Source organism: Corynebacterium sp. zg-331 (assembly GCF_014267345.1).
GTDB lineage: Bacteria > Actinomycetota > Actinomycetes > Mycobacteriales > Mycobacteriaceae > Corynebacterium.
In genome coordinates this window covers 42,246-56,825 of the sequence record NZ_JACMYD010000008.1, presented here as the reverse complement: position 1 = coordinate 56,825, position 14,580 = coordinate 42,246, and the positions used below count along the sequence as shown (strand labels likewise).

At 68.8% G+C, this 14,580-nt stretch carries 17 protein-coding genes; 5 read left to right on the top strand and 12 right to left on the bottom strand.

Annotated elements, in window-relative coordinates; genetic code table 11:
• Positions 1 to 54: 54 nt before the first annotated feature.
• Positions 55 to 1,242 (bottom strand): hypothetical protein, encoded by a 1,188-nt coding sequence (locus tag H7347_RS09045; RefSeq protein ID WP_186337439.1) that lies wholly within the window; start codon positions 1,240 to 1,242, stop codon positions 55 to 57.
• Complete coding sequence (locus H7347_RS09040; RefSeq protein WP_186337438.1) at positions 1,239 to 2,186, bottom strand: Ppx/GppA phosphatase family protein; 948 nt, start codon at positions 2,184 to 2,186, stop codon at positions 1,239 to 1,241. Before H7347_RS09040 ends, H7347_RS09045 begins: the two co-directional genes overlap by 4 nt.
• 33 nt (positions 2,187 to 2,219) lie before the next feature.
• On the opposite strand from H7347_RS09040, the gene H7347_RS09035 reads away from it, so the two are divergent.
• Entirely contained in the window at positions 2,220 to 3,110 is an 891-nt protein-coding gene (locus tag H7347_RS09035; RefSeq protein WP_186337437.1) for a hypothetical protein, read from the top strand.
• Between the two features lie 42 nt (positions 3,111 to 3,152).
• Here H7347_RS09035 and H7347_RS09030 read toward each other — a convergent pair whose 3' ends face one another.
• From H7347_RS09030 to mshA, 6 genes are all read right to left on the bottom strand, one after another.
• A complete protein-coding gene (locus tag H7347_RS09030) occupies positions 3,153 to 3,347 on the bottom strand; it encodes a hypothetical protein (protein ID WP_152823186.1) in 195 nt (64 codons plus the stop codon).
• Between the two features lie 137 nt (positions 3,348 to 3,484).
• Positions 3,485 to 3,841 carry a hypothetical protein gene (locus tag H7347_RS09025; RefSeq protein ID WP_152823185.1) on the bottom strand — a complete coding sequence of 119 codons (357 nt, stop codon included), beginning with the start codon at positions 3,839 to 3,841 and terminating at the stop codon, positions 3,485 to 3,487.
• A 112-nt stretch (positions 3,842 to 3,953) separates the two neighbouring features.
• The gene (locus H7347_RS09020) at positions 3,954 to 4,664 is read right to left on the bottom strand and encodes a response regulator transcription factor (protein WP_186337436.1); all 711 of its coding nucleotides are present in this window, start codon (positions 4,662 to 4,664) and stop codon (positions 3,954 to 3,956) included.
• Positions 4,661 to 5,911 (bottom strand): ATP-binding protein, encoded by a 1,251-nt coding sequence (locus H7347_RS09015; RefSeq protein WP_186337435.1) that lies wholly within the window; start codon positions 5,909 to 5,911, stop codon positions 4,661 to 4,663. The genes H7347_RS09020 and H7347_RS09015 overlap by 4 nt, the downstream gene beginning before the upstream one ends.
• A gap of 15 nt (positions 5,912 to 5,926) precedes the next feature.
• Entirely contained in the window at positions 5,927 to 6,676 is a 750-nt protein-coding gene (locus H7347_RS09010) for a phosphoglyceromutase (protein WP_152823184.1), read from the bottom strand.
• A 57-nt stretch (positions 6,677 to 6,733) separates the two neighbouring features.
• Complete coding sequence (gene mshA / locus H7347_RS09005; protein ID WP_152823183.1) at positions 6,734 to 7,999, bottom strand: D-inositol-3-phosphate glycosyltransferase; 1,266 nt, start codon at positions 7,997 to 7,999, stop codon at positions 6,734 to 6,736.
• Positions 8,000 to 8,126: 127 nt separating this feature from the next.
• On the opposite strand from mshA, the gene H7347_RS09000 reads away from it, so the two are divergent.
• Positions 8,127 to 9,839, top strand: a complete 1,713-nt coding sequence (locus tag H7347_RS09000) for a long-chain-fatty-acid--CoA ligase (protein ID WP_152823182.1) — start codon at positions 8,127 to 8,129, stop codon at positions 9,837 to 9,839.
• Positions 9,840 to 9,915: 76 nt separating this feature from the next.
• On the opposite strand, the gene H7347_RS08995 is transcribed toward H7347_RS09000, so the two are convergent.
• Both H7347_RS08995 and H7347_RS08990 read right to left on the bottom strand, forming a co-directional pair.
• Entirely contained in the window at positions 9,916 to 10,590 is a 675-nt protein-coding gene (locus H7347_RS08995) for a hypothetical protein (protein ID WP_152823181.1), read from the bottom strand.
• A gap of 45 nt (positions 10,591 to 10,635) precedes the next feature.
• A complete protein-coding gene (locus H7347_RS08990; protein ID WP_186337434.1) occupies positions 10,636 to 11,730 on the bottom strand; it encodes a UDP-N-acetylmuramate dehydrogenase in 1,095 nt (364 codons plus the stop codon).
• Positions 11,731 to 11,754: 24 nt separating this feature from the next.
• Here H7347_RS08990 and H7347_RS08985 point away from each other — a divergent pair, with 24 nt between their 5' ends.
• The 3 genes from H7347_RS08985 to H7347_RS08975 are packed head-to-tail and all read left to right on the top strand — an operon-like array spanning position 11,755 to position 13,864.
• Complete coding sequence (locus tag H7347_RS08985; RefSeq protein ID WP_152823180.1) at positions 11,755 to 12,258, top strand: DUF2505 domain-containing protein; 504 nt, start codon at positions 11,755 to 11,757, stop codon at positions 12,256 to 12,258.
• The gene (locus H7347_RS08980; protein ID WP_152823179.1) at positions 12,259 to 13,110 is read left to right on the top strand and encodes a class I SAM-dependent methyltransferase; all 852 of its coding nucleotides are present in this window, start codon (positions 12,259 to 12,261) and stop codon (positions 13,108 to 13,110) included.
• Complete coding sequence (locus H7347_RS08975) at positions 13,085 to 13,864, top strand: DUF2993 domain-containing protein (protein ID WP_152823178.1); 780 nt, start codon at positions 13,085 to 13,087, stop codon at positions 13,862 to 13,864. Before H7347_RS08980 ends, H7347_RS08975 begins: the two co-directional genes overlap by 26 nt.
• Here H7347_RS08975 and H7347_RS08970 read toward each other — a convergent pair.
• Together H7347_RS08970 and H7347_RS08965 are read right to left on the bottom strand one after the other, a co-directional pair.
• The gene (locus H7347_RS08970) at positions 13,837 to 14,277 is read right to left on the bottom strand and encodes a hypothetical protein (RefSeq protein ID WP_152823177.1); all 441 of its coding nucleotides are present in this window, start codon (positions 14,275 to 14,277) and stop codon (positions 13,837 to 13,839) included. The genes H7347_RS08975 and H7347_RS08970 overlap by 28 nt on opposite strands.
• Entirely contained in the window at positions 14,277 to 14,579 is a 303-nt protein-coding gene (locus tag H7347_RS08965; protein WP_227659108.1) for a DUF2516 family protein, read from the bottom strand. Before H7347_RS08965 ends, H7347_RS08970 begins: the two co-directional genes overlap by 1 nt.
• Between the last annotated feature and the right edge of the window lies 1 nt (position 14,580).

Sequence of the window (14,580 nt, the reverse complement as noted above, 5' to 3'; positions counted from 1 at the left end):
GGCCACGGGGGCATGGACGACCCCGGGTGCACGCCGAGGGGGCGACGGGGCCGCCTAGAACATGTCCGGGATGTGGGGGCCGAAGGTCATGAGGAAGCCCACCACGGCCGCCAGGCTCATCGAGACGCCGTCGCGGGCGGTGCGCAGGGCGTGCACCACGCCCACCATGACGCCGATGACGGCCAGGGCCAGCATCCCCACCAGGATGCGGCTGAGTCCGGAGGACCACAGCTGGTCGAAGCCAATGAACACCAGGGCGCCGAGCACCACGCCCATCACGGCCAGCAGCACCGCCGATCCGGCGCCGGTGTGCGGCTCCGGCGGGCGCTTCTTCTTCGCGCCCTCGCCGGGCTTCTGCGGCTTCTTCTCGGAGGGCCCGGAGTTCTTCTCGCTCACGCGCGGGATCCGCCCGGTCTCCTCGGCATCGCGCGCCTGCGCGGTGGCCGCGCTCCGCGGCGCGGGGGTCTGCTTCTTCGCCGCGCTCCCCACGGGGGACATCACGGCGGTTTCCTCGGCGGAGGGCTCCGCGGCGGCCGCGCGCGCACCGGCACCCTGCGCGGCAGCCGCCTGGGGTTTCTTTGGCGCAGAGGCGGAGGCCGCCCGGCGCGCGGATACGGGGATGGGCCAGGCGGCCTTGCCTGGCGCCGTCGCCGGTTGCGCGGCGCTACCCTGCGGCTTCGCGGGCTGCGCGCCGGTCGTCGGGTGCTGGGGGCGCGGTGTGGATGCCGAGCCCCACCCGGCGGGGGTGCCACCGCGAGGAGCGCCCTGCGGGGCGGCAGGCCCGTCCTGGGTGCCGGCCGGCTTCTGCGCCCTGGGTTGGGAGGCGGGGGCGGGCTTGACGGGGTTCGTGGCCGCGGGGGTGCGCGGCCCGGCCGATCCCGCCGGGCGCGGGGAGGGGGCGGCCTTGCCCGCCTGGTCGGGCTTGCCCCACGGGGCGGCCGTGGCGCCCTTGACCGGGGTGGGGTTAAGCCCCGCCACCGAGGGGGCGGTGGCGGCCGGAGTGGAGGGCTGACGGGGGCGACGCTCGGACTCCGGGGTATCGATGGGCACCGCGGAGTGGCGGGACTCGGCGGGCTTGTCCTTGACCCGGGAGAGGGAGCCGGTGAGTTCGGCCACAGAGATGCCGCCGTCCTCCAGGCTGCGGCGGTGGCGTCGCCCGGCGGAGCGCTTGTTACCGCCGCGGTTCGCCTGGGCGCGCTCTAACAGCTCGGCAACGGTGAGTTGCTTCTCCTCGTCACTCATCGTGCTTCCTCTCCTCGTTCCAATCCCTTATCTATCCGCTGTAGGATAACGCCCTCGCGCAGCGCCCACGGACAGATATCGATCTTTTCCAACCCCAGGGCGCGCATGGCGGCCTCGGCCACGAGCGCGCCCGCCACGATCTGGTGCGATCTATCCGAGCTCACACCCTCCAGCTCCGCGCGATCCGAGGCCGTCATCCGGGAGATAAAGGCGATCAGTTGGCGCAGGCCGGGGGCGGTGAGCGTGCGCGTCACGTAGGGGCCCTCCGCCGACGGCGCCGCGCCCGTGAGCCGGGCCAGGGTACGAAACGTCTTGGAGGTACCCACGGCGAGGCGGGCGGGGCCAAAACTACGTACCTGGCGGGCTGGCTCCACCAGCTCGGCGTCGATGAAGTCGCGCAGCAGGTTGATCTTTTTCCGCTCGGGCGGGTCGGTGTCAAACCACTCGTGGGTCAATCTACCCGCTCCGAGGTTGAGCGAAAAAGCCGCGTCGGGCTGTTCGTCGGCCCCGGTGGAGATCTCTAGGGAGCCGCCGCCGATGTCCAGGTTGGTGATCCGTCCGGCAGACCAGCCGTGCCAGCGGCGCACCGCCAGGAAGGTCAGCCTCGCCTCGTCCTCCCCGGAGAGCACCTCCAGGCGCACGCCGGTTTCCTTGTAGACGTGGGCGAGCACGTCCTCCGAGTTCGTCGCGGAGCGCACCGCGGAGGTGGCAAAGGCGATCAGTTCCTCGCACCCCAGCTGCCGGGCCAGGTCAGCGGACTCGCTCACCGCCTTGGTGAGCTTCTTGACGCCTTTGTCGTGGATCGCCCCGCGAGCGTCGAGAAGCTCCACGAGTTTGATCGTGGTCTTCCAGTCGCTCATCGGAGTGGGTCGGCCGCCGGGCCGCGCATCCACCGCCACCAAATGAACAGTGTTGCTGCCCACATCCAATACACCTAATCGCACACCTATAGGGTAGACGGTCTACCCTCATCAGGTGTGAATCACCCACAATCCACCCAGGTTTTTCTCGGCTTCCCCGCCTCCTCCCCCGCGGGAAAGGCCGTGGCCAGCGGCGTGGAAACGGCCCCGGACTTCCCCCGGGAGTGGCTGGAATTCACCCACCCGGATAACCCCCACCACGTCTTTAGCGTGGATCTCACTTGGATGGAATCGCGCTGGCAGTGCACCTTTGGCACCAGCGCCTGCCGCGGGATCAACGCAGCGCTACCCGACGTCGGCTGCTGCCACCACGGCGCCTTCCTCTCCGACGAGACCGACCGCGACCAGCTCTACGACGCCGCGGCCGCCCTGCCCGCCCGCTACTGGCAGCTGCGGCCCGCGGAGACGGACGCCTACCTCACCCACGGCGAGCCGGAGGACCTGGAACCGTGGCTGGTGTGGGACGAGCTCGACGACGAGGAGGGCAACCCCGAGCCCGCGCTCAAAACCAAGGTGGTGGACGGCGCCTGCATCTTTGCCAACCGGCGCGGCTGGCCCACCGGCCCCGGCTGCGCCCTCCACCAGTGGTGCGTGGCCGAGGGCCGCGACCTCACCGTGGACAAGCCCGAGGTGTGCTGGCAGCTGCCCCTGCGGCGCACCGAGGAATGGGAGGAGCGCGCCGACGGCGCGGAGATCCTGCGCACCACCATCGGGGAATACGACCGGCGCGGCTGGGGCAACGGCGGGGAGGACTTCGAATGGTACTGCTCCAGCGCCCCCGGCTGCCACACCGCCGCCACCCCCGTGTGGATCAGCCAGGAGGCGGAGCTGCGCACCTTGATGGGCGACGCCCCCTACGAGGTGCTGGCCGCCCACCTGCGAGCCCGGGCGCGGGTACCCGCAGGGCTGCTGCCGGTACACCCGGCGACCCGGGAGGCGCTTGGGTAGATTTTTCGACTTTTTATCGCTCCTGGCACTGACCAGACCGGATCAGCTGAGGAGATTCCCACCGTAGTTCTTCACTGTTCTGCGCCTTAAGCTGAAACCAAAAATATCGCTCCACATAAAACCAGGCTTCTTTTGCCGATCGAGTTCATCGTATACGTCCATCCATCCCTGGAGAGACGCAGCAATCTGCGTCTCATCGCCAGAGAACACCTCTGCGCTATCGCGGCGAACATCCATAACAGCTCACCTCCTTACCGCCATCGCCCTCATCCTATCCTCACCCGCGTCAAGAGGAAGGACGCGCTTCCTTCGGGGGCCGCTGCCAACCGCCGCAAGCGCACTCTTCAGACACCATTGCGCGCATAAAACTCCAGCTAGCACCGCAGTCCGTGATCAGCCAGGCAACCGTAAAAATCCGCATCCACCCTCGGCCACTTCCGTTCCCGAAGCAATCCATCATAGACCTGAGCGAGAAGGAGCCAGTCCGGCGTAGGCTCGTTCTCCTGTTTGACCGCCCACTCAAATCTCCGCCACCATTCGGAGCGTTCATCCGAGAGTATCTTTTGCCATATCGTAAGTACCGCCACCACTACCATGACCGCACTCACGGCAAGCTTTCCTTTATTTACCAGTGTTCCCACATCGAGAATAAGGAGAAGAAAGATAAAACAGAAAAGGATAATAGAGACAAGAAAGTAAAGCCAGCGAGGTACTTTAAATCCCTTCACCACACCACCCCCTCCTCATTGGCGCAAAGCCCCCCGACAGGCCAAAGAACGCTGTTCTCCCGGTATTCTACCCGCCTGCTATACCACCCACCATCATACCTCCCCCTGTTACCCCCTACCGCTCCAGCTTGTACCCCAGCCCCCGCACGGTGACCAGGCGGGTGGGCCGGGAGGGTTCCTCCTCGATCTTGGCACGCAACCGCTTGACGTGCACGTCCAAGGTCTTGGTGTCCCCCACGTAGTTGGCCCCCCACACCCGGTCGATGAGCTGGCCTCGGGTGAGCACGCGTCCAGAGTTGCGCAGAAAAAACTCCAAAAGCTCGAATTCCTTCAGCGGCATGGCCACCTCCTGGCCCGCCACGCGCACGGTATGGCGCTCCACGTCCATGCGCACCGCCCCGGCGCGCAACACCTCCCCGAGGGGTTCTTCCGAGTTTCCCGCGTCACCCGCGTGCGGATCGGTTGCTTCGTGGCGACGCAGCACCGCCCGAATGCGGGCGATGAGTTCGCGCGAGGAGTAGGGCTTGGTCACGTAGTCGTCGGCACCGAGTTCCAGGCCCACCACCTTGTCGATCTCGGCGTCGCGGGCGGTGACCATGATGATCGGCACGTTGGAGAGGGCGCGCAGTTCGCGGCAGACGTCGGTGCCGGGCATCCCCGGCAGCATGAGGTCGAGCAGCACGATGTCTACCTCGGTGCGGCCGAATTCCACCAGAGCCGTGGGGCCGTCGTCGGCGATGATGGTGTCAAAGCCCTCCTTGCGCAGGAGGAAGGCAAGGGGGTCGGACAGTGATTCTTCATCTTCCACGATCAAAACGGTGGTCACGCAGGGGTATCCTTTCGCCGGTTCGTCACGCGCGATACCGCCCTGAGCGGGGGCGGTTCGGTCGCATCGTCGTTGCCCGGGGCGGGCGAGGGATCCTCGCGCTCCGGGGGCTGGATCGGAAGTTCGATGGTGAAGGTCGAGCCGACGCCCGGCTTCGACCACACGTTGATGGTACCGCCGTGGTTTGCCACCACGTGCTTGACTATGGCCAATCCCAGGCCCGTTCCCCCCGTGGAGCGCGAGCGGGCCTTGTCCACCCGGAAGAAGCGCTCGAACACCCGCTCCCGATCCTCCGGGGCGATGCCGATGCCCCGGTCGGTCACCCGGATCTGCACGGCCGCGCCGGACACCACCCGCTGGGAGAGGGAAACCGGCGCGCCCGCGCCCGAATAGTTGATGGCGTTGCTCACCAGATTGGACACGGCGGTCACCAGCAGGGACTTATTGCCGTGCACCCAGAGCCCGGAGGCCGCCCCGCACAGCAGCGGGATGCCGTGGCCCTCGGCGGCCACCTGGTTGCGGGCCATCGCCTCGGCGATGACCTCGTCCACGGCCACCGGCTCCATCTCCGGCAGGGCCTCGGCGCCCTGGAGCTTGGACAGGGAAATGAGCTCATTGATGAGGTCGGACATCCGCAGCGCCTCCTTGCGCAGGCGGGTGCCGAAGTAATCCACCTGCTCGGGATCGTCGGCGGATTCCACCAGCGCCTCGGCCAGCAGGGCCATGCCCCCGACCGGGGTCTTCAGCTCGTGGGAGACGTTGGCCACAAAATCGCGGCGAGCGGATTCCATCCGCACGTACTCGGACTCATCGGTGCTGTACACGATCACGAAGCGATCGTCGATGAGCGTGAGCGGCTTGACCACCGCCCGCACGTTGGTCACCCGGGAGCCGGTGCGCCGCTCCGCGGTGACCAGGCTGAGCACATGGGTTTCCTTGTCCTCGTGCGCGCGCTGGGCCGCCTCCCATACCTGGGGGTTGAGCGTGCGGTCGTGCACCAGGCCCATCTCGTGGCCCCAGGCATTCGACAGCAAAACCTCGCCGTCGTGATCGATGACCACCAGGCCCGTGGGCGAGCCCTGTACGGCCAGGTGCAGCACCTGGCCGATGGTGGTCACCCGGTTTTCCTCCAACGTGGCCGCCTCCCGGTGGCGCCGCGCGGTGGCGCGCAGGCGGGCGGAGAACCGGGACAGGCCCCCGGCGAGGGCGGCTCCCAGGCCGAAGGCGGCGACGAGCGACCAGGACACCGTGGCGCGGCGAGGTTACTTCTGGGCGCCCTGGGAGGCCACGGCGGCCGCGCCGGCGGCGGCCGCCTCCGGGTCAAGGTAGGTGCCGCCGGGGTTGAGCACGGTGCCCTCGGCGTCGATCTCGTAGACCAGCGGGATGCCCGTGGGAATGTTCAGCTCGGCGATGTCCGCGTCCGAGATCTTGTCGAGGTACTTCACCAGCGCGCGCAGGGAGTTACCGTGGGCGGCCACCATGACCACCTCGCCGCGGCGCACGCGCGGCAGGATCTCTTCCTCGAAGTACGGAACCAGGCGCTCCACCACGTCCTTGAGGCACTCCGTGGCGGGCACCTGGGGCAGGTCGGCGTAGCGGGGATCGGCGGCCTGGGAGTACTCGGAGCCCTCGTCCAGCTCCGGCGGCGGGGTGCCGTAGGAGCGACGCCACTCCATGAACTGCTCGTCGCCGTACTTCTCGCGGGTCTCCGCCTTGTTCAGGCCCTGGAGCGCGCCGTAGTGGCGCTCGTTGAGACGCCAGTCGCGCTGCACGGGGATCCACAGGCGATCCGCCGCGTCCAGGGCGATGTTGGCGGTACGGATCGCGCGGCGCAGCAGGGAGGTGTAGAGCACCTGGGGCTCAAGGCCGGATTCCTTGATGAGCTCGCCACCTCGGCGCGCCTCGGCCTCCCCCTTGTCCGTGAGGTTCACGTCCACCCACCCGGTGAACTGGTTGGAGGCGTTCCACTCGCTCTGGCCGTGACGCAGCAGGATCAACTTTCCGTTACTCATACCCTCCAGCATTCCATAATCCTCCCGATCCCGCCCGACGCCGCACGCCGCGCCCTCTTACAGCCCGGAGGCGCGCCGCGCCCGGCAGTCCTCCCCCGGGGCGGCCACCGCCTCGGCATAGACCTCCCGGAGCCGCCGCGCGGTGGCCGCCCAGGAAAAGGCCGCGGCGTGCCCTACGGCGCGTTCCCCCATGCGGATCCGCGTCGCATCGTCATCGAGCAGATCGCCCAGGGCCCGGGCCCAGTCGGCGGGATCGTGGCCGTCCACGAGCAGGCCGGTGGTGCCCTCGGCCACGGCGATGGGCAACCCCCCGACGCGGGCCGCCACCACCGAAGTTCCGGTGGCCTGGGCCTCCAGCGCCACCAGGCCAAAGGACTCGTTATAGCTGGGCACGGCCACCACGTCGGCGGCCTGATAGACCGTCACCAACTCCTGCGGGGGTCGCGGTTCCAGGAAGCGCACCCGGTGGGCCACGCCCAGCTCGTGGGCCAGGTCGCGGTAGCGCGAGGCCGTGGCCTCGGCCCCGGAGGCCCCGCCGCAGACGAGCACCCGGAGGTTGCGCTCGGGTTCGCGCTCCAGCAGGTGGGCCACGGCCCGGATGAGCACCTGAGGTCCCTTGAATTCCTGGAGCCTGCCCACGAAGGCGATGACCTTGGCATGCAATGGCACGCCGAGTTCGCGGCGAGAGCGCTCGGTGCTGCGATCGGTGCCGGGGGTAAATAACTCGATATCGGCCCCCGGGGAGACGACCTCGATGCGCCGGGAGGGGGCATCGTAGTGCGCCACCAGGTCGGCGCGCTCCTCCTTGGTGTTGACCACCAGCGCATCCGCGTTGTCCACCAACTGCTGCTCGCAGATGCGGCGGGCCTCCGTCTCCGCGGAGTCGTGGGCGGCTCGGTGCAGGTTTTTGACCGCCGCCAGCGTGTGGGCGGTATGCACCAGCGGCACCTGCCAGAGGTCGCGCACCAGCCAGCCCACCTGACCGGAGAGCCAATAGTGGGAATGCACGAGGTCGTACGCCAGGCCGTGGCAGCGGGCGAATTGGAGCATGCCGCCGGCGAAGGCCGCCAGCTGGGTGGGCAGCTCCTCCTTGGCCAGGCCCTCGTAGGGCCCCGCCACGATGTTGATCACGCGCAGCCGCGGCGCCAATTCCACCACCTCGCCCTGGCTGGGGCGGGTGGCGCGGGTGTACACGTCCACCTCGATGCCCAGGCGCGCCAACTGGGTGGCGGTGGAAAGAACGTAGACGTTCATGCCACCGGCGTCTCCGGAACCCGGTTGCTGCAGGGGCGAGGTGTGCATGGAGATCATGGCGATGCGCATGAGGCCCCATGCTACGACCTTGGCCGCCGACGCCGCGCGCCTCGCCGCCGGGCGGCGCGTATAGTCAAGCGCAGGAAACTGACTGTTGCCCAACGCACGCCGCACGGTGATGCAGGAAGGGAGACCGATGTCTGCCGCAGAGGAACACGCGTGGCTCAAGCACTACCCGGAGTGGACGCCTCACCACCTGGACTACGGGGACACCACCCTGCTCGATATCTACGATCACACCCTGGCCACCAAGCCAGATAAGCCCGCCACCTGGTTCTTCGGCCGCAGCCAGAGCTTCGCGGACGTGGACGAGCAGGTGCGCGCGGCCGCCGCCGGGCTGCGCGCCCTGGGGGTACGCCCCGGCGATAAAGTGGCCGTGGCGCTGCCCAACTGCCCCCAACACATCGTGATCTTCTACGCCATCCTCAAACTGGGGGCCGTGGTGGTGGAACACAATCCCCTCTACACCGCCCACGAGCTGGAACACCCCTTCCGCGATCACGGGGCGCGCGTGGCCATCGCCTGGGATAAGGCCGCCGGGGTCTTTGAGAAGCTGCGCGCCACGACCGAGCTGGAGACCATCGTCTCTGTCAACATGGTGGCCGCCATGCCCACGCTCAAGCGCCTGGCCCTGCGCCTGCCCATCCCCAAGGTCAAAAAGACCCGCGCGCAGCTGACGGCCCCGGCCCCCAACACGATCCCCTGGGAGATGCTGCTCTCCCCCCAGCTGGGCGGGGACGGCTCGGACGTGGTGTCCTTGGAGACGGTCACCAAGGACACCGTCGCCTTGATCCTGTACACCTCCGGCACCACCGGGACGCCCAAGGGCGCGCAGCTTTCCCACGGCAATCTTTACGCCAACATCCTTCAGGGGATCGCCTGGGTGCCGGGCCTGGGCGACCAGGACGAGCGGATGCTCGCCGCGCTGCCCATGTTCCACGCCTACGGCCTGACGATGAACGCCACGCTGGCCTTCCTCATCGGCGGCGAGCTGATCCTGCTGCCCAGCCCCCAGGTGCCCCTCATCATGGAGGTGATGAAGAAGCACACCCCCACCTGGGTGCCGGGCGTGCCCACCCTCTACGAGAAGATCGTGGAAGCCGCCGCGGAGGCGGACATCGCCATCAAGGGGGTGCGCAGCTCCTTCTCCGGGGCCTCGACCCTCCCCACGAGCACCGTGGAGCGGTGGGAATCTATGACCGGCGGCCTGCTCGTGGAAGGCTACGGCCTGACCGAAACCTCGCCCATCATCGTGGGCAACCCCATGTCCACGCAGCGCCGCCCCGGCTACGTGGGCATCCCCTTCCCCGACACCGAGGTGCGCATCGCCGACCCCAAGGACCTCTCCCGCACCATGCCCGACGGCGAGGAGGGCGAGGTGCTGGTACGCGGCCCCCAGGTATTCCAGGGCTATCTGAATAACCCGGAGGCCACGGCCAAGTCCTTCCACGAAGGCTGGTACCGCACCGGGGACGTGGGGGTGATGGAGCCGGACGGCTTCATCCGCCTGGTGGCCCGCATCAAGGAGGTCATCATCACCGGCGGCTTCAACGTCTACCCCAGCGAGGTAGAGGAGGTGATGCGGAAGCACCCGGACGTCGCGGATATCGCGGTGGTGGGCGTGCCCCGCCACGACGGCTCCGAGTCCGTGGTGGCATGCATCACCCTCAACCCCGGCGCGGCGCTGGACCCCGAGGGGCTCAAGAAGCACGCGCGCGAGCGCCTGACCAGGTACAAAGTTCCGCGCACCTTCTATCACTTCGAGGAGCTGGCGCGGGATCCGATGGGCAAGATTCGCCGCCGCCAGGTACAGGCGGACCTGCTGGAGCACCTGGGGATTCGGGATTAGGAGCTAAGAGCGGGCCCTCCCGATCCGGGAGGGCCCGCTGCACGCATGTCCGCACCCGCAGGGTGCGCTCACAGGACTATCCCACCAGGTTCTTCACGAACTCCGCGACGGCCTCGCCGTCCTTGTCGTTCTGGGCCGCACCCTTGGCGCGGACGGGAACGTGGACGAAGCCGGCGTGCTCCACGCGGCCCTCCTCCAGGAAACCGAGGTTGGTGTACAGCGCGGCGTTGCACAGGTAACGTCCGGCGTCATAGCTCGGGTTGATCTTGTAACCAGCCTTCTTGGCGGCCTGCTGGGCGGCTTTGTTCTCCGCGGGGGCGCGGCGCTCGCGGGGGCCGCCCTCGATTACCGCGCCCGTGCCCTCGTTGCCGTTAGCGTCCACGCCGGAGCGCTCGTTGTAGCCGACCAGCTCCACCGCGGGGGCAGGAATAGTAGAGGTCTCCCCCAGGCTGATCACGACATCGGGATCATTGGCCTCGACTAGGGAATCCAGATCGGAGGCGAAAGTGCTCCAGTCGGTGGCGATCTCCTGGTAGATCACCGTGATGCCGTCCTGTTCCAGGACCTCCTTGGCCTTCTGTGCCACCTCGCCGGAGGTGTTGTGATCCCGGGCGAAGGCGCCGTAGGAGGTCAGCACCACCGTGGTGTTCCCCTCGGCCGCGGAGGCGGCCGGGGCGATCACGCCCACCGAAAGGGCGGCCGCCCCGGCGAGAGCCGCAGGCGCCACTAGGGATCGCATAGATAGCTTCATGGGCTAAATGGTAACAGGCATTACCGTCCCCCCACAACGGTATTGCTATAATGCCGCCCCCACCCACACCGGTTCGGGTACCAACTCCACCCCGAATTCCCGGCGCACCCCGGCGATCACCGTACGCGCCAGGGACGCCAGATCCTCGGTGCTGGCCCCGCCGCGATTCGTCAGGGCCAGCGTGTGGCGCGTCGAAAGGCGCACGGGCGCCCCCTCCCCGGGATACCCGCGGGGGAAACCGGCGCGCTCGATCAGCCACGCTGCCGAGAGCTTCACCCTTCCTTCCCCGGCGGCAAAGCGCGGCATGGGCTCCCCGCCCACCGCGTCCTGCACGGCGTCCGCCACCGCAGAATCCACCACGGGGTTGGTAAAAAAAGATCCCGCGGACCACGTGTCGTGATCCGCCGCGTCCAACACCATCGCCTTGCCACGTCGGATTCGGAGCACGGCATCACGCACCCGCGCCGCCGGGAAGCGCTCACCGGCCTCCCCCGCCCCCAACTCGCGAGCCAGGGCGCCGAAGCGCAGGGGCGCGGAGAGGCCGTCCGTGTGCAGGCGGAACTCCACCTCCAGCACGAGGGCGCAGTGCGTGAACTTCAGGTTGGAATAGCGGTAGGCCAGCTCCAGGTCGGAGGCCGGGACCCACTCGTCTTTGCCCTCCCGGCGGTTCCACAGGCGCACGCGCGTGAGCACATCCGCGACCTCCACGCCGTAGGCCCCTACGTTCTGCACCGGCGTGGCGCCCGCGCTGCCGGGAATACCGGAGAGGCATTCCAGACCGCCCAACCCGGCCTCCACGGAGGCGCGCACCACGTCGTCCCAGGCTGCCCCAGCGGCGGCGCGCACGAGTCCCGTGGCGGGATCGATCCGGATCGCGTCGTCCTCAACAAGCACCACCACGAGGTCGAGGTCGCCGTCGGCCACCACGAGGTTGGAGCCGCCCCCCACGATGAGCAGCGGCACGCCGTGCTCGTCGAGCACGCGCACGACCTCGGCGGCGGCCTCCACCGTGGCGCAGCGCACCGTCAACCGTGGGCGCCCCCCCAGGCGCAGGGTGGTCAATTCCGCGAGGCTTAAGGAGGCATCGCAGGTGGCACCGTGGACGTTATGGAGTCGCTGGGTCAGGGCTACATCACTCACCCCACTCACGGTAGTCTCTAGGTCATGGCTACTCGTAGTGAGAACACCGTAACGATCAATCAGCCGGTGGAAAAGGTCCACGCCGCGCTGACCAACGCCGACTTCTGGGCCTACGACGTCGCCCGCCTGTCCCCCGAGCCCGGCGAGGTGCACGAGTTCACCGAGAACAACGGCGGGGGCGAGGCCACCCTCTTCGAGGTGCTGCCGCTCGACGTGCTGCCCGAGGCCGTGCGCTCCATGGTGTCCCAGGCCCTCAAGGTCAAGCGCGTGGTCACCGTGGGTCCGCTGAACGAGGGCCGCGCGGAGCTCGAATACACCGCCGACGTCAAGGGCACCCCCGTGGACTACAAGGGCGAGGCCACCATCTCCGGCGACGACCAGACCACCACCTTCGACTACGAGAACGAGGTGTCCGTGAACATCCCGTTCATGGGCGGCGCCATCGAGCCCAAGGTGGCCGACGCCCTGGGCGAGATCTTTGACAACGAGGGCGAGCTGATCTCCACCTGGATCAACGAGAACCTCTAAATGGCAGATCACGCCCATAACCTGCGGACGCGCTTTCCCGCGCGCGGCCCGGTGGGCGTGATCACCCGGGGCACCACCGGGCACGATCGCCTGCGCCGCTGCGATCGCTGGCTCTATCACCACGAACCCGCGCGGCGCGTTCTCCGAGGTGCCTCCGCGCCCCTGGCCATCGACCTGGGCTACGGGGCCAGCCATACCACCACCGTGGAGTGGGCCCGGTGGCTGCGCCGCACCCGCCCGGACGTGCGCGTGCTCGGCCTGGAGATCGATCCCCACCGCGTGCTCCCGCCCCGCGAGGGCGTGACCTTTGGCCTCGGCGGCTTTGAACTCGCCGGGCACCGCCCGCACCTGGTGCGGGCCTTCAATGTGTTAAGGCAGTACGACGTCGCGGACGTGCCCGAGGCCTGGCGCTGCGTCACCTCTCGGCTGGCCCCCGGCGGGCTGTTCGTGGAGGGCACCTGCGACGAACTGGGACGGCGCAGCGCCTGGATCGTCTTAGACCGCGACGGGCCCCGCCGCCTCACCCTGGCCTGGGATCCCTTCGACGTAGAGCGCCCCTCGGACGTGGCCGAGCGTCTGCCCAAGGCCCTTATTCATCGCAACGTGCCCGGCGAGGCGGTGCACGGCCTGCTCGGCGCCTGCGATGCCGCCTGGGATCGCTGCGCGGGGTGGGCGCCCTACGGCCCCCGGGTGCGCTGGCGCAAGGCCAAGGAGCTGCTGCTCCAGTGGGGACTGCCCGTGGATCGGCAGCGCCGTCCGCTGCGCGATAGCGTGCTCATGGTGCCGTGGGCCGCCGTGGCTGGCCGAGTGCCCGTAGACTGGCCCCATGTCAAAACCGGCCAAGATTTTTAGCTCGACCCTCCTCGTCCTCGCCCTCCTGCTGGTGACCGCGGAATTCGGCGCGCGCTGGGTGATCGCAAAGGATCTCACCGAGGAGTTTCGCGCCCAGGCGCAGGCCGAGGGCGTGGAACCGACCGAGGACCCGTCCGTTTCCTTCGGGGCCTCCCCCGTGCTGCTCGGCCTGCTGCGCGGCGAGGTGGGGCGGGTCGCGGTGCACACCCCCTCCACTCTGCGCGTAGACGGAGGCGCCGCCACCGGCAACCCGGCCGCCGATATTTCGCTGCGGGATCTGGACATCTCGGATCGCAGCGATCCCGTGGCCGGGCACCTTGAGGCCACCGCGGAGCTGAGCAACCAGTTCCTGCTGGCGATGCTGCAACAAAATATCTCCGGGGGCGCCCAGCAGCAGCCCGGCGACCTCGGCGCCGCCTTCCTGCGCCAACTGGTACAGGTCACGGGCGTGACCTCGTACCCCGATACCCGCACCATCCGCGTGGAATTCAGCGGCGGGGCGGGCAGCCTGGATCTCACCCCCCTCACAGAACAGGGGCGCACCCGCTTCGAGGTCCTCAACACCACGGTGCTGGGCTTCGAGCTGCCGCCCACCGCCACCGAAGAAATCTCCCGGCAGCTCCAGCAGGGTGTGGAGGAACAGCTCCTGGCCTCCGGCGGGTTATCCATCACCGACGCCGAGGTCACCGGGGAAGGGCTGCGCGCCACGGTCAGCGGCGAGGGGGTTCACGTCTCCGAGCTGCGCACCCCGTAGCCGCGCGGGTCCGCCCCCTCGATCAGCAGCACACCCTGCGCCCCGGCGCGGCGGGCCACGCGTTTCATCTCCGGTAGGCGAGCGGCCCCGGCAGGCAGGCCCACGACCAGGCGCACCTGTTCGCTCACGGCCTCGCGGGCGGTGACGATATCGGTCGTCCAGGCGTATTCCCCCGCGGCGGCGTCGAGGATGATGAGCACCGCATCGGCGCCGCTTTGTACCCCCAGGCGCGCCTCGGAGGCCTTGATGAGGGGGTGGTGGCGGCCGGTGGGGAAGCCGCAGGCCACCATCATGGACACGCCCTCGGGTACCTCGGCGGGTACCCAGGAGGCCGGCACCACAAGGCTGGTCTCCCCCTCGGCCAGGGCCTGCTCCACGGCCCGCCGGGAGGCCGCCCCGGTGAGGTCCCGCATCACCAGCCGCCCTGCTGGCCGCCAAGGAGATCGCGCAGCTGCGGGCGCAGATCCCACCAGTACAAGCCCACGATCACCACGCCGGCGATCGAGATAAAGGCGAAGCTCGGGCCGATCAGGCAGGCGCAGGTGGCCGCCGCCAGCAGGGCAAGCCAGGTCCATTTGCTCTGGCGGTCGGCGGCGGGGAAGGCGTCCGCGCGGGTGGTCGCGAGCAGCACCACGCCCACCAGGCCGGCGGCGGCGGCCACCCAGTAGAGGGCCACCTGCAGGTAGAAGAGGCCCGTGAGAATCATGACCAGCATC

Excerpts from the sequence above, each read along its gene's own strand:
- H7347_RS09010 (WP_152823184.1), bottom strand. The coding sequence starts at position 6,676 with ATGAGTAACGGAAAGTTGATCCTGCTGCGTCACGGCCAGAGCGAGTGG.
- H7347_RS08985 (WP_152823180.1), top strand. The coding sequence starts at position 11,755 with ATGGCTACTCGTAGTGAGAACACCGTAACGATCAATCAGCCGGTGGAA.
- H7347_RS08980 (WP_152823179.1), top strand. The coding sequence starts at position 12,259 with ATGGCAGATCACGCCCATAACCTGCGGACGCGCTTTCCCGCGCGCGGC.
- H7347_RS09000 (WP_152823182.1), top strand. The coding sequence starts at position 8,127 with ATGTCTGCCGCAGAGGAACACGCGTGGCTCAAGCACTACCCGGAGTGG.
- H7347_RS08965 (WP_227659108.1), bottom strand. The coding sequence starts at position 14,579 with ATGCTGGTCATGATTCTCACGGGCCTCTTCTACCTGCAGGTGGCCCTC.
- H7347_RS08975 (WP_152823178.1), top strand. The coding sequence starts at position 13,085 with ATGTCAAAACCGGCCAAGATTTTTAGCTCGACCCTCCTCGTCCTCGCC.
- H7347_RS09045 (WP_186337439.1), bottom strand. The coding sequence starts at position 1,242 with ATGAGTGACGAGGAGAAGCAACTCACCGTTGCCGAGCTGTTAGAGCGC.
- mshA (WP_152823183.1), bottom strand. The coding sequence starts at position 7,999 with ATGCGCATCGCCATGATCTCCATGCACACCTCGCCCCTGCAGCAACCG.
- H7347_RS08970 (WP_152823177.1), bottom strand. The coding sequence starts at position 14,277 with ATGCGGGACCTCACCGGGGCGGCCTCCCGGCGGGCCGTGGAGCAGGCC.
- H7347_RS09030 (WP_152823186.1), bottom strand. The coding sequence starts at position 3,347 with ATGGATGTTCGCCGCGATAGCGCAGAGGTGTTCTCTGGCGATGAGACG.
- H7347_RS08995 (WP_152823181.1), bottom strand. The coding sequence starts at position 10,590 with ATGAAGCTATCTATGCGATCCCTAGTGGCGCCTGCGGCTCTCGCCGGG.